Annotated in this window: 23 protein-coding genes and 3 pseudogenes; 11 read left to right on the top strand and 15 right to left on the bottom strand. The window is 49.0% G+C overall.

The window, feature by feature from the left end:
• Window positions 1-314: 314 nt before the first annotated feature.
• On the bottom strand, window positions 315-1,064 hold the full coding sequence (locus tag LU633_RS17145) for a 4'-phosphopantetheinyl transferase family protein (protein WP_051124328.1): 750 nt from the start codon (window positions 1,062-1,064) through the stop codon (window positions 315-317).
• A 180-nt stretch (window positions 1,065-1,244) separates the two neighbouring features.
• Window positions 1,245-1,847 (bottom strand): integrase arm-type DNA-binding domain-containing protein, encoded by a 603-nt coding sequence (locus tag LU633_RS17140; RefSeq protein WP_016189958.1) that lies wholly within the window; start codon window positions 1,845-1,847, stop codon window positions 1,245-1,247.
• A 328-nt stretch (window positions 1,848-2,175) separates the two neighbouring features.
• On the opposite strand from LU633_RS17140, the gene LU633_RS17135 reads away from it, so the two are divergent.
• On the top strand, window positions 2,176-2,487 hold the full coding sequence (locus tag LU633_RS17135) for a lysis system i-spanin subunit Rz (protein ID WP_016189957.1): 312 nt from the start codon (window positions 2,176-2,178) through the stop codon (window positions 2,485-2,487).
• Window positions 2,488-2,589: 102 nt separating this feature from the next.
• Here LU633_RS17135 and LU633_RS17130 read toward each other — a convergent pair.
• A pseudogene (locus LU633_RS17130) lies at window positions 2,590-3,710 on the bottom strand (IS256 family transposase).
• 70 nt (window positions 3,711-3,780) lie between these two features.
• On the opposite strand from LU633_RS17130, the pseudogene LU633_RS26285 reads away from it, so the two are divergent.
• Window positions 3,781-4,071 (top strand): annotated as a pseudogene (locus tag LU633_RS26285) (STM2901 family protein); the annotation flags it as partial.
• 9 nt (window positions 4,072-4,080) lie between these two features.
• On the opposite strand, the gene LU633_RS17125 reads toward LU633_RS26285, so the two are convergent.
• Window positions 4,081-4,778, bottom strand: a protein-coding gene (locus LU633_RS17125; protein WP_233481934.1) for an IS1 family transposase whose coding sequence is annotated in 2 segments (ribosomal slippage) — window positions 4,081-4,529 and window positions 4,529-4,778 — 699 coding nt in all. Because the reading frame shifts where the segments join, the coding sequence is not laid out codon by codon here.
• A gap of 73 nt (window positions 4,779-4,851) precedes the next feature.
• Here LU633_RS17125 and LU633_RS17120 point away from each other — a divergent pair.
• Window positions 4,852-5,181, top strand: a complete 330-nt coding sequence (locus LU633_RS17120; protein ID WP_016189951.1) for a DUF1493 family protein — start codon at window positions 4,852-4,854, stop codon at window positions 5,179-5,181.
• 233 nt (window positions 5,182-5,414) lie between these two features.
• Window positions 5,415-5,669 (top strand): annotated as a pseudogene (locus tag LU633_RS17115) (phage major capsid protein); the annotation flags it as partial.
• Between the two features lie 203 nt (window positions 5,670-5,872).
• On the opposite strand, the gene LU633_RS17110 reads toward LU633_RS17115, so the two are convergent.
• Window positions 5,873-6,040 carry a YfgG family protein gene (locus LU633_RS17110; protein ID WP_016189949.1) on the bottom strand — a complete coding sequence of 56 codons (168 nt, stop codon included), beginning with the start codon at window positions 6,038-6,040 and terminating at the stop codon, window positions 5,873-5,875.
• Between the two features lie 128 nt (window positions 6,041-6,168).
• Between LU633_RS17110 and LU633_RS17105 the strand changes: the two genes are divergently transcribed.
• A complete protein-coding gene (locus LU633_RS17105) occupies window positions 6,169-6,423 on the top strand; it encodes a hypothetical protein (RefSeq protein WP_016189948.1) in 255 nt (84 codons plus the stop codon).
• Here the strand turns inward: LU633_RS17105 and tehB are convergent.
• From tehB to purM, 5 genes are all read right to left on the bottom strand, one after another.
• A complete protein-coding gene (tehB, locus tag LU633_RS17100; RefSeq protein ID WP_016189947.1) occupies window positions 6,373-6,978 on the bottom strand; it encodes a tellurite resistance methyltransferase TehB in 606 nt (201 codons plus the stop codon). The two genes, LU633_RS17105 and tehB, sit on opposite strands and share 51 nt — an antisense overlap.
• On the bottom strand, window positions 6,975-8,507 hold the full coding sequence (ppx, locus tag LU633_RS17095; protein ID WP_016189946.1) for an exopolyphosphatase: 1,533 nt from the start codon (window positions 8,505-8,507) through the stop codon (window positions 6,975-6,977). The genes tehB and ppx overlap by 4 nt, the downstream gene beginning before the upstream one ends.
• A gap of 6 nt (window positions 8,508-8,513) precedes the next feature.
• Window positions 8,514-10,574 (bottom strand): polyphosphate kinase 1, encoded by a 2,061-nt coding sequence (ppk1, locus tag LU633_RS17090; RefSeq protein ID WP_016189945.1) that lies wholly within the window; start codon window positions 10,572-10,574, stop codon window positions 8,514-8,516.
• Window positions 10,575-10,939: 365 nt separating this feature from the next.
• Window positions 10,940-11,578 carry a phosphoribosylglycinamide formyltransferase gene (gene purN, locus LU633_RS17085; RefSeq protein WP_016189944.1) on the bottom strand — a complete coding sequence of 213 codons (639 nt, stop codon included), beginning with the start codon at window positions 11,576-11,578 and terminating at the stop codon, window positions 10,940-10,942.
• On the bottom strand, window positions 11,575-12,615 hold the full coding sequence (purM, locus tag LU633_RS17080) for a phosphoribosylformylglycinamidine cyclo-ligase (RefSeq protein WP_016189943.1): 1,041 nt from the start codon (window positions 12,613-12,615) through the stop codon (window positions 11,575-11,577). Before purM ends, purN begins: the two co-directional genes overlap by 4 nt.
• A 242-nt stretch (window positions 12,616-12,857) precedes the next feature.
• On the opposite strand from purM, the gene upp reads away from it, so the two are divergent.
• The 3 genes from upp to hda all read left to right on the top strand — a co-directional run bounded on the left by upp (window position 12,858) and on the right by hda (window position 16,529).
• Complete coding sequence (gene upp / locus LU633_RS17075; RefSeq protein ID WP_016189942.1) at window positions 12,858-13,484, top strand: uracil phosphoribosyltransferase; 627 nt, start codon at window positions 12,858-12,860, stop codon at window positions 13,482-13,484.
• 215 nt (window positions 13,485-13,699) lie between these two features.
• Window positions 13,700-14,977 (top strand): uracil permease, encoded by a 1,278-nt coding sequence (gene uraA / locus LU633_RS17070; RefSeq protein ID WP_016189941.1) that lies wholly within the window; start codon window positions 13,700-13,702, stop codon window positions 14,975-14,977.
• 844 nt (window positions 14,978-15,821) lie between these two features.
• Window positions 15,822-16,529, top strand: a complete 708-nt coding sequence (gene hda, locus LU633_RS17065) for a DnaA inactivator Hda (RefSeq protein WP_040465400.1) — start codon at window positions 15,822-15,824, stop codon at window positions 16,527-16,529.
• Between the two features lie 27 nt (window positions 16,530-16,556).
• Here hda and arsC read toward each other — a convergent pair whose 3' ends face one another.
• The 5 genes from arsC to LU633_RS17040 all read right to left on the bottom strand — a co-directional run bounded on the left by arsC (window position 16,557) and on the right by LU633_RS17040 (window position 21,084).
• The gene (arsC, locus tag LU633_RS17060) at window positions 16,557-16,910 is read right to left on the bottom strand and encodes an arsenate reductase (glutaredoxin) (protein ID WP_016189939.1); all 354 of its coding nucleotides are present in this window, start codon (window positions 16,908-16,910) and stop codon (window positions 16,557-16,559) included.
• A 13-nt stretch (window positions 16,911-16,923) separates the two neighbouring features.
• Window positions 16,924-18,333, bottom strand: a complete 1,410-nt coding sequence (bepA, locus tag LU633_RS17055) for a beta-barrel assembly-enhancing protease (protein ID WP_407647043.1) — start codon at window positions 18,331-18,333, stop codon at window positions 16,924-16,926.
• An 809-nt stretch (window positions 18,334-19,142) separates the two neighbouring features.
• Window positions 19,143-19,840 (bottom strand): IS1 family transposase gene (locus LU633_RS17050; RefSeq protein WP_233481933.1). Its coding sequence is split into 2 segments (ribosomal slippage): window positions 19,143-19,591 and window positions 19,591-19,840, totalling 699 coding nucleotides; the frame shifts between segments, so codons are not numbered across the junction.
• Between the two features lie 205 nt (window positions 19,841-20,045).
• A complete protein-coding gene (gene bcp / locus LU633_RS17045; RefSeq protein WP_016189937.1) occupies window positions 20,046-20,513 on the bottom strand; it encodes a thioredoxin-dependent thiol peroxidase in 468 nt (155 codons plus the stop codon).
• Window positions 20,491-21,084, bottom strand: a complete 594-nt coding sequence (locus LU633_RS17040) for a glycine cleavage system transcriptional repressor (protein ID WP_016189936.1) — start codon at window positions 21,082-21,084, stop codon at window positions 20,491-20,493. Before LU633_RS17040 ends, bcp begins: the two co-directional genes overlap by 23 nt.
• Before the next feature lie 157 nt (window positions 21,085-21,241).
• On the opposite strand from LU633_RS17040, the gene dapA reads away from it, so the two are divergent.
• The 3 genes from dapA to purC all read left to right on the top strand — a co-directional run bounded on the left by dapA (window position 21,242) and on the right by purC (window position 24,329).
• Window positions 21,242-22,120, top strand: a complete 879-nt coding sequence (gene dapA / locus LU633_RS17035; RefSeq protein ID WP_016189935.1) for a 4-hydroxy-tetrahydrodipicolinate synthase — start codon at window positions 21,242-21,244, stop codon at window positions 22,118-22,120.
• A 15-nt stretch (window positions 22,121-22,135) separates the two neighbouring features.
• Complete coding sequence (gene bamC, locus LU633_RS17030) at window positions 22,136-23,170, top strand: outer membrane protein assembly factor BamC (protein WP_016189934.1); 1,035 nt, start codon at window positions 22,136-22,138, stop codon at window positions 23,168-23,170.
• 445 nt (window positions 23,171-23,615) lie between these two features.
• Window positions 23,616-24,329 carry a phosphoribosylaminoimidazolesuccinocarboxamide synthase gene (gene purC / locus LU633_RS17025; RefSeq protein ID WP_016189933.1) on the top strand — a complete coding sequence of 238 codons (714 nt, stop codon included), beginning with the start codon at window positions 23,616-23,618 and terminating at the stop codon, window positions 24,327-24,329.
• Window positions 24,330-24,364 lie beyond the last annotated feature (35 nt).

Here is a 24,364-nt window from a genome sequence, read left to right as displayed (position 1 = left end):
CTTGCTTCTCAGATGGTGGCTCAGATCTGCTTCAGGCCATTGGTGGTCAATATTGCTGGCCGTACCACAGTTATATTGCTTAACTTTCTGAAGGCTGTTCCCCTGCGTGTTTTGCCGGAATTGCTCTCCTTGCTGCTGGAATTGCTCTCCTTGCTGCTAATGATAATGTTTACTGCTCCGCCGATTAACATTAAGTCATAGTGGCAGCACAATAATTAATAAACTTTAGTGGGAATAATAAGCAAAACAAGCTGGAGGATGTCTGAGTGGTATTTCAGAAAGCGGTGAGGAGTAAGCATGTTCAAACAAAAGAATCATCTAAGCGAAGCAATAAGCCAGGTCAGCACCCGTCCGTCCTGGATGTTAAAGTAGCCGGTAAAATTCCGCCCGGTGGGAAATCTGGCAGACAGAGGTCGCGTAAGCTGCAAACTGATAAGATTTGTATCCCTGCTGCATGCCGTGATTTCTGCTGTTTTAAAATCCATAAATTGACGTGTGTGCGGAAAGAGCGCTTTGTAGAGGCTCTCTTTAATTGAAAAAGCCACTGTCAGTGCCACTCCGCCATACAGCCCACCTTGTTGCAGTATATGATTCTCATCAGCAGTAATAATCGTTTCCCGTAATGCATCTACTCTTTCTTGCTGAATAATGTGTTCACAATCGATGCCGTGTAATTTACCGCAGGATGAATTACCCACTAACAGACTTATGAATCCATCCGTATGTGAAAGTGCTCCCACCATTCCTTCCGGCCATACAGGTACCCGATCTTGATCATTTTGTAAGATAAAATTCTTAACGCCAAGCAGACCCAATGCATAACGAGTACATACGCGACTTGCGAGGTATTCAGCACAGCGCTTTTTTACGGCCTGCCTGAGATGAGCCGGGAAGGGAACAGAAAGATCACTGAAAAGTTTCTCTGAATAAGTGAGTAAATTATAACTTGCTAACATCATTAAAACATCAGGTTGTCCTGAGGGTGCAAGCATGGCAATATTGTCAATTAAGTTAAAAGAAGCATTACCTGCCAGTGGCGATGTGACAATGTCAATGGATAGCAAACTTTTTGAAGTTATTAGGTTATGCACAGTTCTGAGTCTGTTTAACTTGGCAGGTGAAAATTTAAGCAGGTTTATTCGGCAATAGCAAAAGCAAAATGCAGGTTTTGTTTACTATAATTGATTAAAGAATAAGGCTATTAACTATAGTTAGTGTAAAATCTCATTTATTGAGCGGTGGTACTAAATGGTGTTTATTACGAGGTGTTTTGAGAAAAATGATCTTAGTGTCAATTCCATAACTTCATTGATACGCTGGCTTAGACGTTTAACCGTTTCGAGTCTTCCGGTAGCGTGTGTTGGCTCTAACGCTCCGATGAACTGTTGAGCCGTGATGTTAGCAATGGGCATAGAGCCAATATGTGGGAACACATATTTACTCACAGAATGCCAGATATCGTTTAACGTATGAGTTGACAGCCCCGCTGATTCTTTGGTTTTAAACCAGTCTCCTGCAACCTTTTCAAAGGTGCTTTCAGTGGCACTTTTTTGCCTCAACTGTTCGATTTTTTTATGCTCCTGCGGATCAATATATTTGCTCAATAGAAGACGGGCATCTTCACGGAGTTGACGAGTTTCAGAGAGAGATACAGCAGGGTAAGCACCAAAGCTAATCATGGCGCGTTTACGAGTGAAAGGTTTGTAATAGCGGAATCGCCAGAGTTTTGAGCCACCGGGCTTAACCAGTTGCTCTAAGCCGTCCCCGTCATACAGGGTAGTGTCACGTTCGGGCGCTTTGGCATTTTTGACTTCGGTGTTGTTAAGGGGCTTTGTCTGACGTGCCATATCATTCTCCAATCACTGGTTAGGCATATGGCTCAGACGACACGATGGATTGTATACCTAAAAATGTTGGATTTCACTGTATCAGCGTGGACTTTACTAGACAACAGGAAAACAGCAGGTCTGCACAACCTACTGTTAATTATGTTTTTTATAGTCTTGTCTGGACTTCAACAGACAAAACGTTGGGGGTAATTTTGTCGGCACGAGAACACTGGAGCCAGTTTCTATAACTCAATGATTAGTATCAGGGGAAGGGTTCGCAGTCTTTAAGAAGACCCGGAGCGTTTCTAAGTGCAAAGGCTTCCTGCGCTTTACCTAACAGGCTGATATGAAAAAATATATCTACATAACAGTAGCCATCATGGTTGCTGTTCTTTTATGGTCAACCCACTACTTTCAACAGAAAGCGTCGCAACTTGGTGAGAGTCTTATAGCGGCCAACAAAGCAGCTAATGAAAGTAATGCCATGATTGTTGCTCTCCGTAACCGAAGCACTGAGCTTTCTGTTATCGACTGGCGACATACCAACGAACTGAGAAAGAAGAATGAAGAAATTGATGCTATGCGTGGCAGGCTGGCTGCTGGTCACAGGATGTACGCCAAAGGTAAGTGTCCAGCCACAGCAACCACCCATGCGTGATAATCCTCCGGCAGCGTGGGCAATGATGCCGTCATCGAACTCTCTGACTCTGTTGCAGGAAACGTTTCGACCCTGTACATGATTCTGTGTAAATGCCTTTTCTCAGTAGTGGCCGTCCGGGCGGTCACCGAACCCGATAATAAAACGGCTCATCGCCATACGCCAGTCCCTCAGTGGCATCCTCCATTTCTGTGATGCGGCCTGGATTGCCAGTCACACCTCCTTTTTCACTGCATCGTCAGTCGGGAACACCTTCCGTTTCTTGATGGCATCCCGGATCACGCTGTTCAGCGACTCGATGGCGCTGGTCGTGTCGAGCGTCTTGCGGATGTCTGCCGGGTAAGCGAAGAACGTCGACAGGCTGGCCCGGTTTGCCTGCCAGCTCCGGCTTATCTGCGGGTAGCGGCTGTCCCGGGTGCCGGCGAACGCTTCCCGCGCCTGCTTCTTCCGTGGTGGCCTGACAGATGGCTTTCAGGCCGCGGGTGACGGCTTTGTAGTCCTCCCAGGAGACGAACCGCAGACTGTTGCGCACCATATGCACGACGCACAGCTGGACGCGGGCCTGCGGATACACTGCGTTGATAGCGTCCGGGAAGCCCTTCAGACCATCAACACAGGCGATGAGGATATCGTTCAGGCCGCGATTTTTTAATTCGGTCAGCACATGGAGCCAGAACTTCGCGCCCTCGTTTTCGGCCAGCCACATACCCGGCAGTTCTTTCTGGCCTTCGATGTTGATACCCGGGGCAAGGAACACGGATTTATTGATGACGCGACTGTCCTGCCGGACCTTCAGGACGATACAGTCAGGGTAAACGATGGGACAAACGGCATCCAGTGGCCGGTTTTGCCATCCGGTGATCTGCTCCATGACGGCATCAGCTACCTTTGAGACCCGCGCTGGCGAGACATCGGCGTCATACAGCTCTTTGAATGCGGCCGCTATCTCGCCGGTGGTCATCCCTTTGGCGTACAACGATAAGATCGGGTTATCCATCCCGGTGCTCCGGGTCTGGTTTTTCTTCACCCGTTGCGGTTCGAAAGAGCCATCACGATCGCGCGGAGTACGCAGCTCCGGCTGGCCATCGCCGGTGATAACCGTCTTTTGGGTGTGGCCGTTGCCTGATTTTTTTCAGCAGGCGCTCAAACTGACTGATATCGTCAGGGGTTTTGAGATTTTTGGCCAGTTCGTTAGCCAGGGCCTGCGACTGTTTTTCGTCCATAAATTAACCTGCTTTTGATGCTGGATTGAACATATCAAAATCAGGCAATTACACAAATCTATGTACTGGCTCCAGTATCGATGTTACTGGTAAACCTAGCACGACCACTCCGGGAACGTGTCATGCATCACTCTTTTTCCGAAAACATATCAGTTACAGATTCCAAAAGCGGATTTTGCCCACACTTACTCAGAAATCTTTCTCTTTGAAAGGCATAAAAATTATGTGGGTTAATAACCTTGGTGCTTTTGTAGGCAGAGCTGTTCCGATTTTAGGTTGGGCTATACTGGCGCATGATGTAACAATGATCGGCTTCCGGACTATGAACACCTATAATTCGATGGTTCGACCTGAGGGTCGTGACGCAGATTTATTGATAATGATGAAGAGTAAGATACCAACCGATGATCTTATCATGCATTTCCTCTGACTTCGAAAAGCAAATTGTTCTGCGGGTCAGTCGTTTGATATGTGTGCGAAGATTAAGATTATGTCGTTCTGTCCGTTGGGTATATTTCTTGCTCACCACGTGGCTTGTTGCACTTAACAGAACTTTATAAACCGGCCACGCATCTGTCATATAAAAGGCAATGTTAAATTTGCTTAACAGGGCCAGCAATCGTCGCAGGGTCGGGGCATTTCTCGGGCCGAAGACGTGGGCCAGAGCACGTTTGCGGATACGGTCATAAGCATAGAACAACCACCGGGGATTGCTTCTACACCGCACGTAAGACCATTGTTCACTGGCTTCACAGCAGATAACAACCTCCGTTTCGGGGGCGATATTCTCAGCTACCTGCTTTGGCGAAATTTTTTTACGTGCCGCAGAACCGTATTGAGGCTGATACCGAGAACCCGTGCGGTATCGCGACATCCGTAACCATTCATGGCCATATTAACAATGGTCTGGTGTGTGTCTGGTTTGGCACCGGAGTAGCTAAAATTGAGCTGAAAGGTCTTTGAACAATGCTTGCAGATGTAACGTTGGGCACCGGATGCTGAATGTCCGTTACATCGTACAGCATGAGTTTCATTGCACTGAGGGCAGACGACATCAACTTTAGCCATATGTTACATCCAAAGCGCAAAGCATACGTGATCAGCAAGTCTGCGTCACGACCCGACCTGAGGATAAAATTTGGTGAGCTATGTAACTGATGCTGCTATCAGGGATTTTGTTAAAAGTGAATTACCGCTGGTGACAACGCTCCTTCTTAAGAAAATTAATATTGAAGATCGATCTACCTTACAGGAGGTACAGGAGGTATATGAAGCTGACGATATAGCAGATATGGCAGAAAAATACTTTTCACAGTTTGATGTGAAACGGTCAGGTTTTACTCTCATAAATTATTTTCCATGGAGAATGAAATCTCTATTTTCTAGGAAGCAGATTAATCAGGATAAAAAACCTTTAACCATTAAAATGTTTATAGGGTCAGCGAAAGCAGGACGCTGGCTTTATGACTGAGCAGCAGAATAAATAATTTTGTAAATTATTCGTACCCATGTTTACCCGTGCTTATCCCTGTCTCTGACGGGGGGGTTCTTTAATTTTTTCGTGTATATCTTCCGCAGTGGCACTCAGACGTGAGCCGCCACTGGCCGTCAGGTTTTGCCCTTCAGACAGGCTCCTTACTGACGGTCTCCCCATTCCCAGACTGGTTTCACGTCTCAACATTTAACGTTACGAGAAACCACGATATGAAAAAATTGCCTGAACTCCGCCAGGAGAAAAACGCCCTCAAAACTCAGATACGTTCCATCATGGATAAAGCCACTGAGGAAAAACACGATCTGAACGCCGACGAGGGTAAACAGTTTGACGAACTCCGCGCCAAAGCAGAATCCCTTGATACTGATATTTCCCGCCTTGAAGCGTTAGCCGATGAAGAACGCAATCAGCCGGGTAAGCCAGTGGACGGCAAGAAAGTCTCTAACGACGAGCGGCGTCACTATCGACGAGGCGATCGTCATTGAGTAACAGGTTAAGGATGCGATTACGAATTTCAGCAAGCTGTTGTACATGAGATTGAGCGACAGACATAAAAATTCCCCTGCGCCTGCAAAAGTCGGGGGCGCTGTAGTAAAAATTTAAATCGGCTATAAAGCGGAAAGTTGCATTTTCAGGCAACCCGGCAGAGAGGGCAGGATATCCAGTCTCACGCTCTGGTCGAGGTTACCGGCGTGGCGACATCCTGTTTTTTCTGCTGCTGCTGATCGATCGCGCCTGTAATAACATAAACAAGTCGCCCTATTAAAATGATAAAGCTGACCAGCAAAATAATGCGGGCCATCCGACCGGTTTTTTTATGTTTTCTGAATGGCATAATTTCCAGTATTGTTCCTGAAAGTAGCCCGTGGGTATCGATGCCACTCAGTCACCGCAGGTCTGACGTAACCGTGTCGACCGCCAGCCTGACGACACCGCGAAAGACCATATTCACTAAGGCAGATAATGGTTAAACGATTTGCATTAAAAGCGGACATGTTTGATGCTCATCAAATTAAAAAGCTCCTGTCCGGCTGTCGTATGCGTTACCAATGGGTGACAGATGCCCGAATCGTAGATGTTGTCACCGCATCGGGCAAGCTGACGTTATTAAAACGGGTCATTGAGTCAGTTGGTAATCTTATTGAGCGGCAGCGGGCTGGGCCAGCGCTACTGTTTAACCTGTTCTTTCTGCGCCAGCAGCGTGGCAAAACGCAGTGAGATGCGTTTGCCGTGCTCATTCGTGCGGTGAAGCTGGCCAATATGCTCGTTATATTTCAGGATATGCCAGTGGCGGTAGTATTCGCTCAGTTCGCCTGAACGGAAGGTAAATGGAAAATCCACCTGACAAGGATAGTCGGGTGTATCCATTGCCGCCACAATCAAGTTGTAGCCACCCCTTGTCGTACTGGCCTGCATATCGGCAATCAGCTGAGGAATGGTTGCCGGTTGCAGGAACATCATCACCACGGTGGAAAGCACCAGGTCATAGGCACCGTTAAAGCGAAAATGATTCAGGTCCGTTTCCGCAGTGGCTATCCCGTTCAGTCTTTCATCATGAATGATCTGATTAAGGCGCGCCAGACTGGTCTTATTAGAATCCCATGCGGTGACATCAAACCCTTTCAGGTTGAGATAAAGAGCGTTGCGGCCATTGCCGCAACCTAAATCCAGGGCACATCCGGGAGATAAACGTGCGACCGCCTCAACAACTTCAGAATGTGTGGCGGTAAGCTGATATTTTTCCGTGTAATAACGGTCGTTTTTTACGGTCATTCGCCCGGCTCTTCCTGAATCATCAGCTTCCAACCGGTTGCGTCTTTCCAGTAACTCTGCTCGCGCTCCAGATCGAGCTGTACCAGGTTATTCTGACTAAAGTAATCATGCGGGAAAGTAAGCGTCCAGTGACCATCGTCGGTTTCCAGCTTCAGTGAAGAAGGGGTAGTGGTGGCTTGGCGCTGATTATTGAGCAGGGCACCCAGACGCAGTAAAAATATCAGCGGTAGAAACTGTTTCTTCTTAAACAGGGTCAGGCGCGGCATTTCATCCACCTTCACTGCTTTGCGGTGGAAGCGAACCAGCGTGGCCAGTAGCGTCTGCTGATCCTGGTTAAAGCCCGGCAAATTGGTGTTCTGCAGGATATAGGAAGAATGGCGCTGTAGTCCGCTGTGATTAATAGTCAGTCCCACTTCATGCAGCATCGCCGCCCATTTTAACAGCGCCGAGAGCTGGGGATTCGCCTGCCTGGGGTTCTGATCGCGCCACTGCACATACAATTGTTTGGTTGTTTCCAGCACGCGTCCTGCCTGATCGCTGTCGATAGCATAATGGTTAGCCAGGCTTTGTGCCGTGCGGCTGCGAATGTCCTGGTGGCGAAAGCGGCCTTCCATTTCGTACAGCACACCTTCGCGCAGTGCGCCATTGGAAAGGCGTAGTTCACGGATTGCCAGCGCATCAAACACGCCGCAGAGAATGGCTAAACCGGGAACAAACACCGCCTTACGTTCATCGGACAACCCTGGCAGGCTGAGTGAGCCGAAAGATTTATAGCGAATGGTTTCATCGTATAGCTTATCCAGGCGCTCCGGGGTAATTAACTTTTCTTTCTCGCCCATTGCCTGTAGCACTTCGCAAGCGGCTTTGATGGTCCCGGACGCGCCCAGCGCGTACTGCCACCCCATCAGACGATACTGCCAGGCAAGGGTTTCTAGTTTTTGTCTGGTTGCCAGCCGCGCCCGACGAAAATTTTTTTTGCTGATGGTGCCGCCGGGAAAATAAAGGTTAGCAAAGCTAACGCAGCCCATCCGGCGGCTTTCCACCAGGCGAGGTTCGAAATCTTCACCGATGACCATCTCAGTCGAACCGCCACCAATATCAATGACCAGCTTACGGCCTTTTTCCGGCTGAGTATGCTCCACGCCCATGAAGATCAGGCGAGCTTCTTCATGACCCGAAATGACCTCGATAGGATAGGGAATGACCTCTGCTGCGCGTTGCAAAAAGTCCTCTGCATTCATTGCCTGACGCAGCGTATGCGTGCCAACAATGGTGACATTGGCCGGGCTGAATCCCTGCAGGCGCTCGGCAAAGAGGGTCAGGCAGGCGAGACCGCGTTGGATTGCGTCTTCGCTCAGAATATTATTGTTGTCCAGTCCGTCAGCCAGATGCACACGCTGTTTTAACCTGCCGAGTACCTGCATAGCACCATCGACCACGCGGGCAATCACCATGTGAAAACTGTTCGAACCTAAATCGATTGCGGCAAATTCCTGCGGCTTAGGCATTTTTTTATGGGATATTGGCATAGTGAGTTAGTCAGGTTGTTCCAGAGATTTGATGTAGTCATAAATAGCCAGCTGTGCCCGCACTTTACGGCGGTTACCGCGTGGCACGTAACGATTGCTCAATTCTTTATCTACAAAGCGTGCTTTCAGGGTATCACTGAACAGAATGACAATGATATCCAGCACGCGTTGTTTCAGAATGGGGTCAAGCACTGATACTGCCACTTCTATCCGGTAATCGATATTACGTGTCATCCAGTCAGCTGAGGAAAGAAACACTTTTTTATCGCCAGCATTATCAAAAATATAGATGCGGTCGTGTTCCAGATAGCGGTCAACAATACTGATCACGCGAATATTGTCGCTTATTCCTTCCAAATCCGGGATCAGCGAACACATGCCACGGATCAGCAGATTAACCTTCACGCCAGCGCTGGAAGCGGTATAAAGCCGGTCAACCAGCCCCTTATCGACCAGGTTATTTACCTTGAGCGTGATCCCCGCTGGCAGGCCATTCTGCGCATTGGCTATTTCACTATCGATAAGCTGGTAGAGCATCTGACGGGAGTTTTGCGGTGAAACCATCAAGTGTTCAAAATTCACCGGACGGTAAGGATTTTCAATAAAGTTAAATACGCGGCGTACTTCATTGGTAATGCGTGAATCGGCGGTCAGCAGAGAATAGTCAGTGTAAATTCGCGCGGTTTTTTCGTTAAAATTGCCGGTGCCGATATGGGCGTAGCGAACCACCTCATCATTTTCACGGCGTGAAATTAAAAACAGTTTTGCATGAATTTTCAGGCCCGGCGCGGAAAAAATAACGTGAACGCCGGCTTCTGTTAGCCGTTTCGCCCAGTGAATATTGGCTTCTTCATCAAAGCGGGCCTGCAACTCGACGACCACGGTGACTTTCTTGCCGTTATAGGCGGCATGGATCATCGCATCGATAATGCGCGAGTTTTTTGCTACCCGATAGATGTTGATCTTGATCGCCAGCACCGCAGGGTCGAACGATGCCTGCCGCAACAGCTCCAGCACATGTTCAAACGTGTGGTAAGGGTAGTAGAGCAGCACATCACGGTTGCGAATGGCGTCAAAACCGTTACGGAAGCGGTCAAACCAGATATGCCGGAGTTGTAGCAGCGGCTTATTAACCAGATTCGCCTTGCCGACGTTCGGGAAGCTGATGAAGTCTTTAAAATTATGGTAACGGCCACCGGGAACAATGGAGTCATAATTGGAGATATTCAGCTTTTGACTGAGCATTAAAACCATGGCATCCGGCATATCGCGCTGATAAACAAAACGTACCGGCTCTGCGGTCAGGCGCTGTTTCAGACTCGAGGACATCAACTCCAGCAGGCTGGATTCCATTTCTGTCACCAGATCGTACTCGGCATCGCGGGTCATCTTCATCGAATAGGCATTCAGCGCGTCGTAGTCGAAAAAGCCCCGGAAAATATCACCCAGGCAGTATCTTAATATATTATCCAATAAAATCATTGGCTTACGTCGCCTTGGTGTTTCCGGTGGCAGATTGACAAAACGTGGCACTTTATCGGAGGGAATTTCCAGCAATGCATAGTGAATCTCTTCACCACGAATGATCTCTACCGCAAGATAGGTGTAATCATCCTTAAGGAATTCGATCAGGTCGGTATCATGATTAATAAGAATGGGCGTGATGTGCTGACGTAAGTGATGTTTAAAGTGGTGGCGAAGCCAGTTTTGCTGGTTGGATGAAAGCTGACGCTCATTAATCAGGAAGATCTGATTACGTGCCATCTCCAGCAGCAAATCATTATAGAGACCGTCAAATTCCTGATCCGCTTTCAGCACTCTCGCCTGAATTTTTTTGAGCAGATGACGCGGCGTGCTGGGGGAACCCTGTTCTTCACCGATCAGAATGCGGCGTTTCAAATCGGCAAAGCGAACTTTATAAAATTCTTCGAGGTTGTTGGAATAGATACCCAGAAAACGCATTCGCTCAATCAGCGGGTTGCTTTTGTCTGCTGCTTCCTGTAACACGCGCTCATTGAACGATAACCAGCTCAACTCTTTTTCGATATACAGTTTTTCCTGACCCATCTTTACTCCGTCTAAGCAGAACCTGCCTGAAACCGGTCATTTTTCCGTAGCATTATGGCGAGAGTATGGTAGCAATGTCCACGGAGATTATTCGTTGATGAATTCATGGTCGGGTATCAACCCGTGCCTTTGGATTGGCTGAATTGTCATGGCTGAGTGCCGCTTGCGCGCAACGGAAAGCCGGGCGTGATGACGTTAAGCGGGGGGCGCTGCCCCACGGGTATAACTAAAAAACGTACAGAGGAAGGCCGGGATGAAAAATGGCCGATAAGCCTTAGCGCTGATAATCAGGCAACCGTTTCCTGAATGCCAGACAGCGTGACGTCTGGGGAGAGAAATTAGCCCGTTTTACAATCAGAAATCCGTCAGTCCAGCGCATGTCCTTCAGGGGGAAGTGGCTGACCATCCAACCATGCCCTGCCCGCCTGCATTGTCAGACGACCTGCCATAAACCAGTTTATCACCAGCGGATAAATGGCATGTTCCTGATGCTGGACGCGCGCCTTGATATCCGCCTCGGTATCTCCCTCAAACACCGGGACCTTCGCCTGCAGAATAACCGGCCCGCCGTCCAGTTGCTCGGTTACAAAATGCACCGACGTACCGTGTTCGTTATCACCGTTGGCTAACGCCTGGCGATGGGTGTGAAGGCCCGGATATTTCGGCAGCAGGGAAGGGTGGATATTCAGCATCCTGCCAGCATAGCGCGTAACAAACGCCGGGCCAAGAATGCGCATATAGCCGGCCAACACCACCAGATCGGGGGCATAAGCATCGATCTCGAGCATTAGCTGGCGGTCAAACGCTTCGCGGTCGGCAAAGTCTGAGGCAGACAGTGCGATGGCGGGTACGGCTGCTGACCGCGCCCGTTCAAGTCCATAGGCGGAAGATTGATTGCTGATAACGGCAGCAATGCTGCCGTGGATCCGTTGCTGCTGGCAGGCATCCAGGATGGCCTGAAGATTGCCGCCCTCACCGGATATCAGCACCACCAGGCGTTTCATGGATTGATAACCACGCGTTTGGCCGAGTCAGAGGCGTTAATGACACCGATTTTCCAGGCTTTTTCTCCGACTTCCCGCATTAGCTGTACCGCTTTATCAGCGTCAGCGGCACTCAGGGCGATCACCATCCCCACGCCGCAGTTAAACGTGCGGTACATTTCCAAACGGCTGACGTTGCCCGCTTCCTGCATCCAGCCAAACACCGCAGGCCACTGCCAGCTTGACTCTTCAAGTACGGCCTGGGTCTGTTCCGGCAGCACTCGCGGGATATTTTCCCAGAAGCCACCGCCGGTCAGGTGCGCAATAGCGTGCACATCGACCTGCTCAATCAGGCTGAGGATATTTTTCACGTAGATACGGGTGGGGGCCAGCAAATGGTCTGCGAGAGGTTTACCCTCAAGCATGACCGCTTCAGGATCGGTGTTGCTCACCTCAAGAATTTTGCGCACCAGCGAGTAGCCATTTGAGTGGGGACCGCTGGAACCCAAGGCAATCAGCACGTCACCGTCCTGTACTTTGCTGCCGTCAATAATGTCTGACTTTTCCACCACGCCAACACAGAAACCGGCCACGTCATAATCTTCGCCGTGGTACATGCCCGGCATTTCTGCCGTTTCGCCACCGACCAGCGCACAGCCAGACTGGCTGCATCCTTCTGCGATACCGGTGATTACGCTGGCAGCGGTGTCGACATCCAGCTTGCCGGTAGCGTAGTAATCCAGGAAGAACAACGGTTCGGCCCCCTGAACCACCAAATCGTTCACGCACATCGCGACCAGATCGATACCGATAGTACTGTGGCGCTTGAGATCCATCGCCAGACGCAGCTTGGTGCCGACGCCATCCGTACCGGAAACCAGAATGGGTTCACGGTATTTTTGTGGCAGCGCACAAAGGGCACCGAAACCGCCCAGTCCACCCATAACTTCCGGGCGACGGTTTTTTTTCACTACGCCTTTAATACGATCGACTAAAGCATTACCCGCATCAATATCAACGCCGGCATCTTTATAGCTGAGAGAGGTTTTGTCGGTCACTGCGAAATCCCCACGCGATTTGCGATTGTGGTGGTTTGGTAAATTAGAGCGCGGCAATTCTAACAGCGCAGGCAAACGTTTGCGAGTAGCTTCTTTGGCATCATTGCGCATTGTGGCTTTTTAACCGATTTTGGTTTCAGGCTTATGGGTTAGCCAAAAGTCGGATTATTTAATAGGGTTGCGCGGCTAAAAAGGCTATAATTCCGCGATTTTTTGCCGTTCAACACTTCGGGAGAACAACAATGAAGATCGTGGAAGTTAAACACCCGCTGGTCAAACATAAACTGGGTCTGATGCGCGAGCATGACGTGAGTACCAAGCGTTTTCGTGAGCTGGCTTCAGAAGTGGGAAGTTTACTGACCTATGAAGCGACCGCCGATTTGGAAACGGAAACCGTCACCATTGAAGGCTGGAATGGTCCGGTTGAAATACAACAGATCAAAGGCAAAAAGATCACCGTGGTGCCTATTTTGCGTGCCGGACTCGGAATGATGGAAGGGGTTCTGGAGAATGTCCCCAGCGCACGTATTAGCGTAGTCGGTGTTTATCGCGATGAAGAGACGCTGGAGCCGGTCCCCTATTTTCAGAAGCTGGTGTCCAATATTGAAGAACGCATGGCGCTGGTGGTTGATCCCATGCTGGCAACAGGCGGCTCAATGATTGCTACTATCGATCTGCTGAAAAAAGCGGGTTGCAGCAGTATCAAAGTGCTGGTGCTGGTGGCGGCGCCAGAGGGGATTGCCGCACTGGAGAAAGTCCACCCCGACGTTGAGTTGTATACCGCATCGGTAGATCGCGGATTGAATGATAAAGGCTACATTATCCCAGGGCTTGGTGACGCGGGCGATAAGATCTTCGGGACAAAGTAATGATAATTAACCCGGCACAACGCGTCCTCTGCAATACCAGCCTGAAAGCGGCCAAAATCGGTATTTTCGGGTATTTTCTGGATAATTACATCTGGGTGATTTTGATGATGGGCCAGCGACTGGCTGCCTGCACAGGCAGGTTAAACGCATTGTAAATGTTATTTAAGCCGACCTGAGAGTCGGCTTTTTTCGGCAAAAATACAAGGATAACTATTATGACACGTCGTGCAATTGGCGTCAGCGAACGGCCACCGCTGTTGCAAACTATTCCACTGAGCTTCCAGCATCTATTTGCTATGTTTGGTGCAACGGTGCTGGTTCCTGTCCTCTTTCATATTAATCCGGCTACTGTGCTGTTGTTTAACGGTATTGGCACGTTGCTTTATCTGTTTATTTGTAAGGGAAAAATCCCGGCTTATCTCGGTTCCAGCTTTGCTTTTATTTCTCCGGTCCTGCTGTTGTTACCGTTGGGCTACGAGGTGGCGCTGGGCGGATTTATTCTTTGCGGCGTATTGTTTTGCCTGGTCGCGCTGATTGTTAAAAAAGCGGGAACCGGCTGGCTTGATGTCATGTTTCCACCTGCTGCGATGGGCGCGATTGTCGCGGTTATCGGTCTTGAACTGGCGGGTGTGGCGGCCAATATGGCCGGATTGCTTCCTGCTGCCAGCACGGCCGTCGACGGCAAAACCATCCTGGTTTCCCTGGTCACGCTGGGGATCACGGTGCTTGGTTCCGTGCTGTTTCGCGGCTTCCTGGCTATTATTCCGGTGCTGATTGGGGTGCTGGTGGGATATATGCTGGCCTGGTCCCTGGGTATGGTCAACTGGTCTGGTGTTGAAGCCGCTCCGTGGTTTGCGTTGCCCACCTTTTATAAACCACGATTTGAATGGTACGCGATGCTGACTATTTTGCCTGCCGCTTTGGTGGTGATCGCGGAACATGTCGGCCATCTGGTGGTGACGGCAAACATAGTCAAAAAAGATCTTATCAAAGAACCCGGCTTACACCGTTCCATGTTTGCTAACGGTATTTCCACAGTATTCTCCGGCTTTTTTGGTTCAACACCCAATACCACCTATGGGGAAAACATCGGCGTGATGGCGATTACCCGCGTTTACAGCACCTGGGTTATTGGCGGGGCTGCTATCCTCGCAATATTGCTTTCCTGCATTGGTAAGCTTGCAGCAGCTATTCAGGCTGTTCCCGTACCGGTAATGGGCGGTGTCTCACTTTTATTGTACGGTGTCATTGGTGCTTCCGGGATTCGCGTGCTGATTGAATCAAAAGTGGACTACAACAGGGCACAAAACCTGATACTCACGTCGGTGATTCTGATTATTGGTGTGAGCGGCGCGACCATACATATTGGCGCTGCCGAACTGAAAGGCATGGCGCTGGCAACCATTGTAGGCATTGGCCTGAGCCTGATTTTTCACATCATCAGTTTACTGCGGCCGGAAGAAGTGGTGATTGACTCAGAGGAAACCCGTTAGCCCTGTGTTTAGCGTAAAGCGAAAACGGCTTTTCGGGATGCAAAAGGGGCGGTAACAGCGATGACAATACCGTCCCTTTTGCGTACCAACCCTCCTGATTTCATAATCGGTCCTGTTTATCTTTTTTTAAATTCAGCTGACTCACTTCGCTCAACATCCGGCATTTATGATTATCGTTGATGGTATACCTGTTTAAGGTGCGTTAACCCGATTTAATATCTGCCGATCCCGAACAATGCTTCGGTGATATTTCTCGCAAACGACTCGTTTTTCTCATTCTGGTTATCACAATAGTTAAAAGCAGAAAACTTCGATGCTCCAGATGCAATGTTTTTCCTGACGAATCTCATAGCGGAAAAATAAAGAGCGTTTAACTGAACTTTCCTTTTTTGCAGTTATTCCTTGCCTGGAACTTCTTGTTTCTGAATGCATGAAATGAATGACATAACCATTTCATTAGATGTGTCAGCGTGCTCATTGATGACATTTCTTCGTTTTTCTTGTTATTTCTTATCTGCTGCTATTACTGATTTTTAATATATTACTTCTGGTCAAAATAAGCTCACAAAAAATTACGTTTATAACGCCACCTCTCTTTTTAGATATTAATAAGTGAATAAAAAGCGTTTTTATCCATTTGCATTTTTTGAGGAATAATAAAGGCAATGCGCAAGATAAAAGTTGTTAAATACGTGTTAGTCATTATTTATGCTTATAATTATCGATTCGCATTTAGCGATTCATCTCTGTTCCTGATGCGGGTCGCAGGGTTATTTTTCGCTCTGGTTAAGCTCCTTCTAAAGTTGTGGTAGACTTACGCCGCATTTTGCCGACCAACTCTGAGGTGCTTCTGAACACACCGGCACAGCTGTCATTGCCTCTGTATTTGCCCGATGATGAAACCTTCGCCAGCTTCTGGCCCGGGGAAAATCCATCGCTCATTGCTGCGCTGCGCTGCGCCCTGCAGCAGGAGCATGGCAGCTATTTGTATTTTTGGTCGCGTGAGGGTGGTGGGCGTAGTCATCTGTTGCACGCTGCCTGTGCCGAGTTGTCCGCGCGAGGTGAAGCCGTGGGCTACGTGCCACTGGATAAGCGAACCTGGTTTGTGCCAGAAGTTCTGGATGGCATGGAGCAGCTGGCGCTTATTTGTATTGATAATATTGAATGTATTGCAGGTGATGAACTGTGGGAAATGGCGCTGTTCGATCTCTACAATCGTATTCTGGAAACGGGCAGAACCCGTCTGTTGATCACAGGCGATCGTCCCCCGCGCCAGCTCAATCTGAAACTACCTGATCTTGCTTCCCGTCTTGACTGGGGACAAATTTATCGTCTGCAACCGCTGTCTGACGACGATAAGCTGCAGGCATTACAATTGCGCGCAAGGCTAAGAGGCTTTGAACTGCCTGAAGATGTTGGCCGCTTCCTGTTAAAACGTCTGGATCGGGAAATGCGCACGTTGTTCATGACGCTGGACAGGCTGGATCATGCATCCATTAGCGCCCAGAGGAAGTTGACGATACCTTTTGTTAAAGAAGCGCTGGAATTATAAAAGCGCGCCTCCCTTTTTCCACTGTAGTCAAATAATGTCCAGAACCTGCTCAGGGGGACGCCCCAGTCTTGCCTTGCACCCTGCTATTACCAGGGGGCGCTCGATCAGCCTGGGATGCGCGGCCATTGCCTCACATAATTGTGTTTCGTTGAGCGTTTCATCCGCCAGACCAAGTTGCTGATAAAGCACCTCCTTTGTTCGCATCAACTGGCGTGCTGAACGAAATCCCAGGGCTTTCAGTAATTCTTGCAGGGTGGCAACCGCAGGAGGCGACTCCATATAGAGCACCACATGGGGATGAATGCCGCGGCTGTGCAGTAATGCCAGTGTCTCACGGCTTTTGGAACAGCGTGGGTTATGGTAGATCTGCACGTCTGACATAGTTATCCTTTCTCTATTTTTGATGAGCGCGAAAGCGCTGTTGTAACTGACGCAGCTGATCGATTCGCGCATCATAACGGGCCTGTTTGAGACTGCTCAACGGGACCGCCGCGCTCGCACTGCTTAGGCTACGAATGGCCTGGTCGAGTCGTCCATACAGCGCGAGACTTTCTGCACGCGCTGCCTGCTCTTCATCGATCAGGCCTTGAGCTGCAGAAGCCTGAGCAAGAAGATCCCAACCGTTAGGATCATCTTTGTGCGTCCATGTATAGCGGTAAAGGATCTTGCTGGCGCTGGCTGGCTCGCCAGCTTCAACCCAGGCATTTGCCAGGTTAAGTTGCACGACCGGATTGTCGCTTACCCCTTTCGCCGCAAGCAGCATTGTAATCGCCTGCTGTGGCTGCTTCAGGCCTATATCAATATCGGTCATGATATCCAGATACCAGATATTGGTGGGCTGTTTTGCCAGCAATGGGGCGACTATTTTTCTGGCATTATCGTAACTTTTTGCCTGTAAAAACTGTACTGCTTTGCCATAGTGCGCTGCAGCCTGCTCGCGGACGTTTCCTTTACTCAGGCTATCGAGTAAATCATCGGTTAGCTGGTTCTGACCGGTGGCGTACATGCCCAGCACACGGACTTTTGCCATGTAAAAATCCTGTGACGACTGCACCACCACTGGCTTCATTTGGTTGGCGCGGTTACGGGCGTCAGACAGGCGACTTTCAGGCAGAGGATGGGTCAGCAGCATTTCCGGGGGCTTAGAAGCAAAACGTGACTGATCGGCAAGCTTCTGTAAAAAATCGGGCATTGCCTGAGGATCGAACCCGGCGCGTTGCAATACCTGGATACCAATGCGGTCTGCCTCCTGCTCGTTTTGCTGGGTGAAGCTAATCACTCTCTGCTGTGTCCCGGCCAGCGTGCCGCTGAGTGCCGCCATTCCGGCCTGTGGATTAGCCATCGCCAACAGAATCGAGCCGAGTGCGCCCGCCCAGGTTAGTGGTGCGTTGCGTTGCTGGGCTTCCATGGCTCGCGCCAGATGGCGTTGGGTAACGTGAGAAATTTCGTGAGCCACCACCGAAGCCAGCTGGCTTTCGTTATCGGTGTAGCGAAACAGGGCTGAGTGCAGTACGACATTGCCGCCGAAGAAAGCAAAGGCATTAATCTCATCATTACTGACCATGAAGAAATGAAAATGCGTTTTCACCGACCAGGCATGTGCGACCAGCCGTTCCCCCAGCTGATTGATATAAGTATTCAGCAGAGGATCGTTAATCAGAGGCGCACTGGCACGCAGCTGGCGAACATAAAAATCGCCCAGCTGCATTTCCTGAGCGATTGAGAGCGTATTGCCAGCGGTAGTGCCAATATCAGGGAGGTTATCACTGACGTCAGCAGTTGCAGGTACTGTGTTGATGAGCATTGTGGCGAGCACTGAGGCCACTGCACAGGTTTTGACCCGGTTACCGATGCTGAATCCCATTCCGATCATATCCTCTTCTGCTGGCCTTCATGCTGAAATAAACGCCCAATCGCCGCATATATTAACAGAGCGCTCGCGTAAGGAAACCGCAAACGGCGGCATTAAATGTTACAGAACACCCGATGTGTCAAGATTTCACTAAAAATTTAAATCTCCATTTCAGCGCAGCGAATGAGTCACACTGATGAAAAACAATGATGGGGGCATCATTCACAATTAAAGAAAGGACAGGTCCCGTCGCGCACAAAATTCATACATTCAAGATATGTGAGAAGTTCACAGAAGGTAAGATAAGGTATTTACGGGACCGGAATCATGGACGATAACATTCCCTTACCCCGATCAAAGTAGTCAGAATAACCATTTTACCGGGCGGTAATGATGAATTTAATCAGGTCCATCGATAAATCATTTATCACACACCGCATGCAGCAGAAATGTTTATACGTAAAATTTACGCGGCAGCCTGGGGAGTTAAAAAACCAGAATGTCTTCTTCGGAAAATAATGATTTTTAAGTGGTATATAAAATCGATTACGTGAGGTTTGTCACGACAGAAGTTAATTTTTCGCCAATTGCATGCGTTAACTGACCAGTTTTGCTTTTTTCTTCAGATGAAGGGAAGTTATTTTGCGATTATTATTTGGCATGAAACAAACTAATCACCACCTTGGTCAATTCCTAAAATAGCCCCTTACTGAAAAAAACAATGCGTATTATGATATAAATTCTTCGGTCGTGACGCATATTTATTGATAATGATGAAGAGTAAGATACCAACCGATGATCTTATCGTGCATTTCCTCTGACTTCGAAAAGCAAATTGTTCTGCGGGTCAGTCGTTTGATATGTGTGCGAAGATTAAGATTATGTCGTTCTGTCCGTTGGGTATATTTCTTGCTCACCACGTGGCCTGTTGCACTTAACAGAACTTTATAAACCGGCCACGCATCTGTCATATAAAAGGCAATGTTAAATTTGCTTAACAGGGCCAGCAATCGTCGCAGGGTCGGGGCATTTCTCGGACCGAAGACATGGGCCAGAGCACGTTTGCGGATACGGTCATAAGCATAGAACAACCATCGGGGATTGCTTTTACACCGCACGTAAGACCATTGTTCACCGGCTTCACAGCAGATAACAACCTCCGTTTCGGGGTCGATATTCTCAGCTACCTGCTTTGGCGAAATTTTTTTACGTGCCGCAGAACCGTATTGAGGCTGTTACCAAGGACCCGTGCGGTATCGCGACATCCGTAACCATTCATGGCCATATTAACAATGGTCTGGTGTGTGTCTGGTTTGGCACCGGAGTAGCTAAAGTTGAGCTGAAAGGTCTTTGAACAATGCTTGCAGATGTAACGTTGGGCACCGGATGCTGAATGTCCGTTACATCGTACAGCATGAGTTTCATTGCACTGAGGGCAGACGACATCAACTTTAGCCATATGTTACATCCAAAGCGCAAAGCATACGTGATCAGCAAGTCTGCGTCACGACCAAACACCTGAACCTCATTGAGGTAAGCTGAAAATTTTTTACACAAGAGGTTAATTGAGAATAACTAACAATCCACTGGCTAATCATACCAGAAGCCGTTCTTAAAAACCGGGGCCGGTGTTATACCGACCCCGGTTCACGCTGGTGAGTGAGTCAGAGGGATTTCAGGTAATCCATCACGATGTCGTGATGATTGCTGGTTTTAAAGTCGTTAAATACTTTTTCGATTTTGCCATCGCCGTCAACCAGAAAGCTGATACGGTGAATCCCGTCATAGGTTTTTCCCATAAAGGTTTTTTCACCCCAGATACCAAACTGCTCGCAAACCTGATGATTTTCGTCAGAAAGCAGGGTGAAGTTAAGCAGCTCTTTTTCCGCAAATTTTGAGAGCTTCTCAGGTTTATCTGTGCTGATACCAAGGACTTCGACGCCCGCTTTTTTCAGTTCGTCCATGCTGTCACGCAGACCGCATGCCTGAACAGTACAACCGGGCGTCATTGCTTTCGGGTAGAAATAGACCAGAACGCGCTGCCCCTGGAAGTCGGTCAAATTTATTTGTTCGCCATCCTGGTCGGGCAAACTAAATTTCGGTGCTTGATCACCAGCTTTCAGTGGATTCATCACTACTCTCCATTTTGTCATCATGCGGTGGATACTGAACGACGCTAATACTGCCCTGTGCTTTTAATTCTGTACAGAGGTGGTTAAACGCCTGTTCAATAATTGAGGCATCCTGACTGGCAGGACTGTGCGCTGTGATTTGAATATAGAGCAACGGAGACTCATTTTCCTGAGCCGGTTGCGTACGTGAAACCAGCTCTGCGATATTCATTTGGTGGGTGTCAAACAGGTCGGTAAAGCGCTCAATAATATGAACGGAGTCGGTGACTTCCACCTGAACCCAGACGGTAGCGGGCATTGGCGGGCGTTTATGAAAAGTGGTGCGCTTCATGACAATCAGCAGATCCAGTTCGGCACCTTTCAGAGGCAGCGTCGACTCTATCAGGGCAATGGCGTTCCAGCTACCGGAAAGCAGCATAATAAAAGTAAACTCATCACCCAATATGGCAAGACGGCTGTCCTCAATATTGCACCCGCAATTACTGACGTGGCGGGTGATGGTATTCACTATTCCTGGGCGATCAACGCCAAGCGCGGTAATAACAAGATGATGTTGCTCTGACTGCGGCAAAATAAAGCGTCCTGTCTGTCGTAATGATTAGCAATTGTGATATCACTAAGGTAAACATAAAAAATATCCTCTGCCAAGGGGCTGCACGGCTTGTCTGCTTGCTTTTCAATAGCGCTCAACCTTACCATGAAGGACTTGTTTGTGGAGGGGATGGCTAATGTTCACGGGAAGTATTGTTGCATTGATTACGCCGATGGATGACAAAGGAAATGTCTGCCGCGCGAGTTTAAAAAAATTAATTGATTATCATGTTACCAGTGGAACATCCGCAATCGTCTCGGTAGGGACCACCGGAGAATCTGCAACGTTGAGCCACGATGAGCACGGTGACGTGGTTATGATGACGCTGGAGCTGGCCGATGGGCGCATTCCGGTCATTGCAGGAACGGGGGCTAACTCAACGTCAGAAGGTATTTGCCTGACCAGACGATTCGAAAAAAGTGGTGTGGTGGGTTGCCTGACAGTCACCCCTTACTACAATCGTCCAACCCAGGAAGGGATTTATCAGCACTTCAGGACGATTGCCGAAAGTACCGATCTGCCTCAAATACTTTATAATGTCCCATCCCGCACCGGCTGCGATATGCTGCCGGAAACCGTAGGGCGTCTGGCTAAAGTCAAAAATATTGTCGGAATTAAAGAAGCCACCGGGAACTTATCCCGGGTTAGCCAGATCCAAGAGCTGGTTGATGATGACTTTATTCTGGTCAGTGGCGATGACGCTACCGCGCTGGATTTCATGCAACTGGGTGGCAGGGGTGTCATCTCCGTGACGGCAAATATCGCTGCAAGCGAAATGGTGCAGTTATGCCAGCTGGCGCAACAGGGGAATTTTGCTGAAGCACGCGGCCTTAACCGTCGGCTGATGGCATTGCATCAAAAGCTGTTTGTTGAACCCAATCCTGTCCCGGTAAAATGGGCAGCGAAAAAATTAGGGTTAATCGCAACCGACACGCTGCGCCTGCCGATGACGCCTATGACTGATGCCGGTGGTCCGGTTGTTGAGCAGGCTCTGAAACACGCGGGCCTGCTGTAAATTTAGGGAGTGTTAATGGCTTATTCAGTACAAAAGTCCACCGTAGCTAAAGTGATTGGCTTGTCGCTGGTAATGATGCTGGCTGCCTGTTCAGGCGACCAGCGTTATAAGTGGCAGGTGAGCGGAGATGAATCCTATTTGCAGGCCGATGACGTCAGCGAATTGCGCTCACCGGCTGGGATGATTTTGCCTTTGCAAAACGGGGATTTTGATATACCGCCTGCCAGTACGAAAGGTCCGGTTGGCAAGCAGCTTGATATTCGCCCCCCCACTCAGGCTTTGGCTCTGATGAGCGGTACCCGCACGCAGTTTGCAGGTAACACTGGCGTGTTGTTGTTGGAAAATGATCACAGTGGCGCTTTGTGGCCGCAGGTGGTGGATGTGATTCAGGCGCGCAATTATACAATTGCCAGCCGTACCGATGCCAGCCAGACGTTGACCACTGACTGGGTTCAGTGGAATCGTGCAGATGAAGACCACCAGTACCGTGGCCGCTATCAAATCGGCGTACAGCAACAGGGCTATCAGCAGGCGCTGAATGTCAAACTACTGGAATTACAGCAAGAGGGTAAAGGGGTCACATCGCCAGTGCAGCTGCAACGCTACACTGCCCAGATGCTTAACGAGCTGAGTGACGGTCTGGATAAAATGGAAACCAGCCGGGAAAATGCCGCAGCTCACCGAAGTGCAACGCAAATTGATGTTCAAAGCGGAGCGGACGATACCGGATTGCCTAATTTGATCGTCCGTGCGCCTTTCAACACCGTTTGGGAACGCCTGCCCTCGGCGCTGGAACGCGTTAATATGAAAGTGAGCGATAAAAATCGCTCTCAGGGAAGCCTGAGCGTCACTTATAAAGTCCCGGACACGGAAACCTGGGACAAATTGGGAGCGAAAGATCCGCAGCTGCCTGATGGTGATTATAAAATTCAGGTGGGCGATTTGGATAATCGCAGCAGTCTGCAGTTCCTCGATCCAAAAGGACATACCCTTACTCAGTCGCAAAACGATGCGCTGGTGGCCGTATTCCAGGCTGCATTCAGCAAGTAACCTGTCAGGCCGGGCATCTTCCGGCCTTTTTATTACCAAATTAAAACCATACCTTGTGGATGTTTATCAGCAGATTTGGCTCTGCCTCTTTGTCTTTGGATTTAAATCTGGCAGTACAGGCTCAGGCTTCTTTTTAGATTTTTAGTCCGTTTCCGCGTGGTGCAAGTAAAACTGTCGATTGTGAAAGCGGATTTTTGCTGCTCATTGAAAACCATGTCCAGCGGGCGCTTTCATCAATACGTTGCCGGATTGTCTTTGGTTTTAACATAATCCGTGACTCTTTTGCCTGGCTGCTGGTGCACCTTTCCAGGTCGTCATCAAAGCCGTCTTCTGGGTGGGTAAGATTTTTACTTACCGTTGCGTAAACGATTGCTTCGATTTTTTAGCGGCAGAACGTACAATACCTACCGGCAATTTTTTCAGTTCACATGTGGAGTTAATTAAAATGCAAAAGCAAGCTGAGTTGTATCGCGGCAAAGCGAAAACCGTTTACAGCACCGAAAATCCGGATTTGTTAGTACTCGAATTTCGCAACGATACATCAGCACTTGACGGTGAGCGCATTGAACAATTCGATCGTAAAGGGATGATTAATAATAGATTTAATTATTTTATTATGAGCAAATTGCAGGAAGCCGGTATCCCAACTCAGATGGAAGCGCTGTTGTCTGATAATGAAGCGCTGGTAAAAAAACTGGAGATGGTCCCGGTTGAATGCGTAGTTCGTAATCGGGCCGCGGGATCGTTGGTCAAACGACTTGGGGTGGAAGAGGGGACGATCCTGAATCCCCCCCTCTTCGATTTGTTTCTCAAAGATGATGCGAAGCATGACCCCATGATTAATGAATCCTACTGTGAGACATTTGGCTGGGTGAGCAAAGACAATCTGGCGCGTATGCGTGAACTGACCTTCCAGGCAAACGATGTGTTGAGCAAATTGTTCCTTGACGCCGGCATGATTCTCGTGGACTTCAAGTTGGAGTTTGGCCTGTTTAAGGGGGACGTGGTGCTGGGTGATGAATTCTCTCCAGATGGCGCACGACTTTGGGATAGCGAAACGCTAAACAAAATGGATAAGGACCGCTATCGCCAGAACCTTGGCGGCCTGATTGAAGCCTATGAAGAAGTGGCTCACCGCCTTGGTGTTAAACTTGACTGAAACATGCTGTTGTTAGTCGCGTAGCCTGTGCCAAT

This window comes from Erwinia tracheiphila, from assembly GCF_021365465.1.
GTDB lineage: Bacteria > Pseudomonadota > Gammaproteobacteria > Enterobacterales > Enterobacteriaceae > Erwinia > Erwinia tracheiphila.
The sequence above is the reverse complement of the archived record's forward strand: the minus strand, read 5'-3'. Positions and strand labels throughout refer to the sequence as shown.

What these genes read in the sequence shown, in the direction of transcription:
- bcp (WP_016189937.1), bottom strand. Translation starts at nt 20,513, where the DNA reads ATGAATCCACTGAAAGCTGGTGATCAAGCACCGAAATTTAGTTTGCCC.
- LU633_RS17140 (WP_016189958.1), bottom strand. Translation starts at nt 1,847, where the DNA reads ATGGCACGTCAGACAAAGCCCCTTAACAACACCGAAGTCAAAAATGCC.
- ppk1 (WP_016189945.1), bottom strand. Translation starts at nt 10,574, where the DNA reads ATGGGTCAGGAAAAACTGTATATCGAAAAAGAGTTGAGCTGGTTATCG.
- uraA (WP_016189941.1), top strand. Translation starts at nt 13,700, where the DNA reads ATGACACGTCGTGCAATTGGCGTCAGCGAACGGCCACCGCTGTTGCAA.
- purC (WP_016189933.1), top strand. Translation starts at nt 23,616, where the DNA reads ATGCAAAAGCAAGCTGAGTTGTATCGCGGCAAAGCGAAAACCGTTTAC.
- tehB (WP_016189947.1), bottom strand. Translation starts at nt 6,978, where the DNA reads ATGACCGTAAAAAACGACCGTTATTACACGGAAAAATATCAGCTTACC.
- purN (WP_016189944.1), bottom strand. Translation starts at nt 11,578, where the DNA reads ATGAAACGCCTGGTGGTGCTGATATCCGGTGAGGGCGGCAATCTTCAG.
- arsC (WP_016189939.1), bottom strand. Translation starts at nt 16,910, where the DNA reads ATGTCAGACGTGCAGATCTACCATAACCCACGCTGTTCCAAAAGCCGT.
- bepA (WP_407647043.1), bottom strand. Translation starts at nt 18,333, where the DNA reads ATGCTCATCAACACAGTACCTGCAACTGCTGACGTCAGTGATAACCTC.
- bamC (WP_016189934.1), top strand. Translation starts at nt 22,136, where the DNA reads ATGGCTTATTCAGTACAAAAGTCCACCGTAGCTAAAGTGATTGGCTTG.
- LU633_RS17105 (WP_016189948.1), top strand. Translation starts at nt 6,169, where the DNA reads ATGGTTAAACGATTTGCATTAAAAGCGGACATGTTTGATGCTCATCAA.
- LU633_RS17110 (WP_016189949.1), bottom strand. Translation starts at nt 6,040, where the DNA reads ATGCCATTCAGAAAACATAAAAAAACCGGTCGGATGGCCCGCATTATT.
- upp (WP_016189942.1), top strand. Translation starts at nt 12,858, where the DNA reads ATGAAGATCGTGGAAGTTAAACACCCGCTGGTCAAACATAAACTGGGT.
- ppx (WP_016189946.1), bottom strand. Translation starts at nt 8,507, where the DNA reads ATGCCAATATCCCATAAAAAAATGCCTAAGCCGCAGGAATTTGCCGCA.
- LU633_RS17135 (WP_016189957.1), top strand. Translation starts at nt 2,176, where the DNA reads ATGAAAAAATATATCTACATAACAGTAGCCATCATGGTTGCTGTTCTT.
- dapA (WP_016189935.1), top strand. Translation starts at nt 21,242, where the DNA reads ATGTTCACGGGAAGTATTGTTGCATTGATTACGCCGATGGATGACAAA.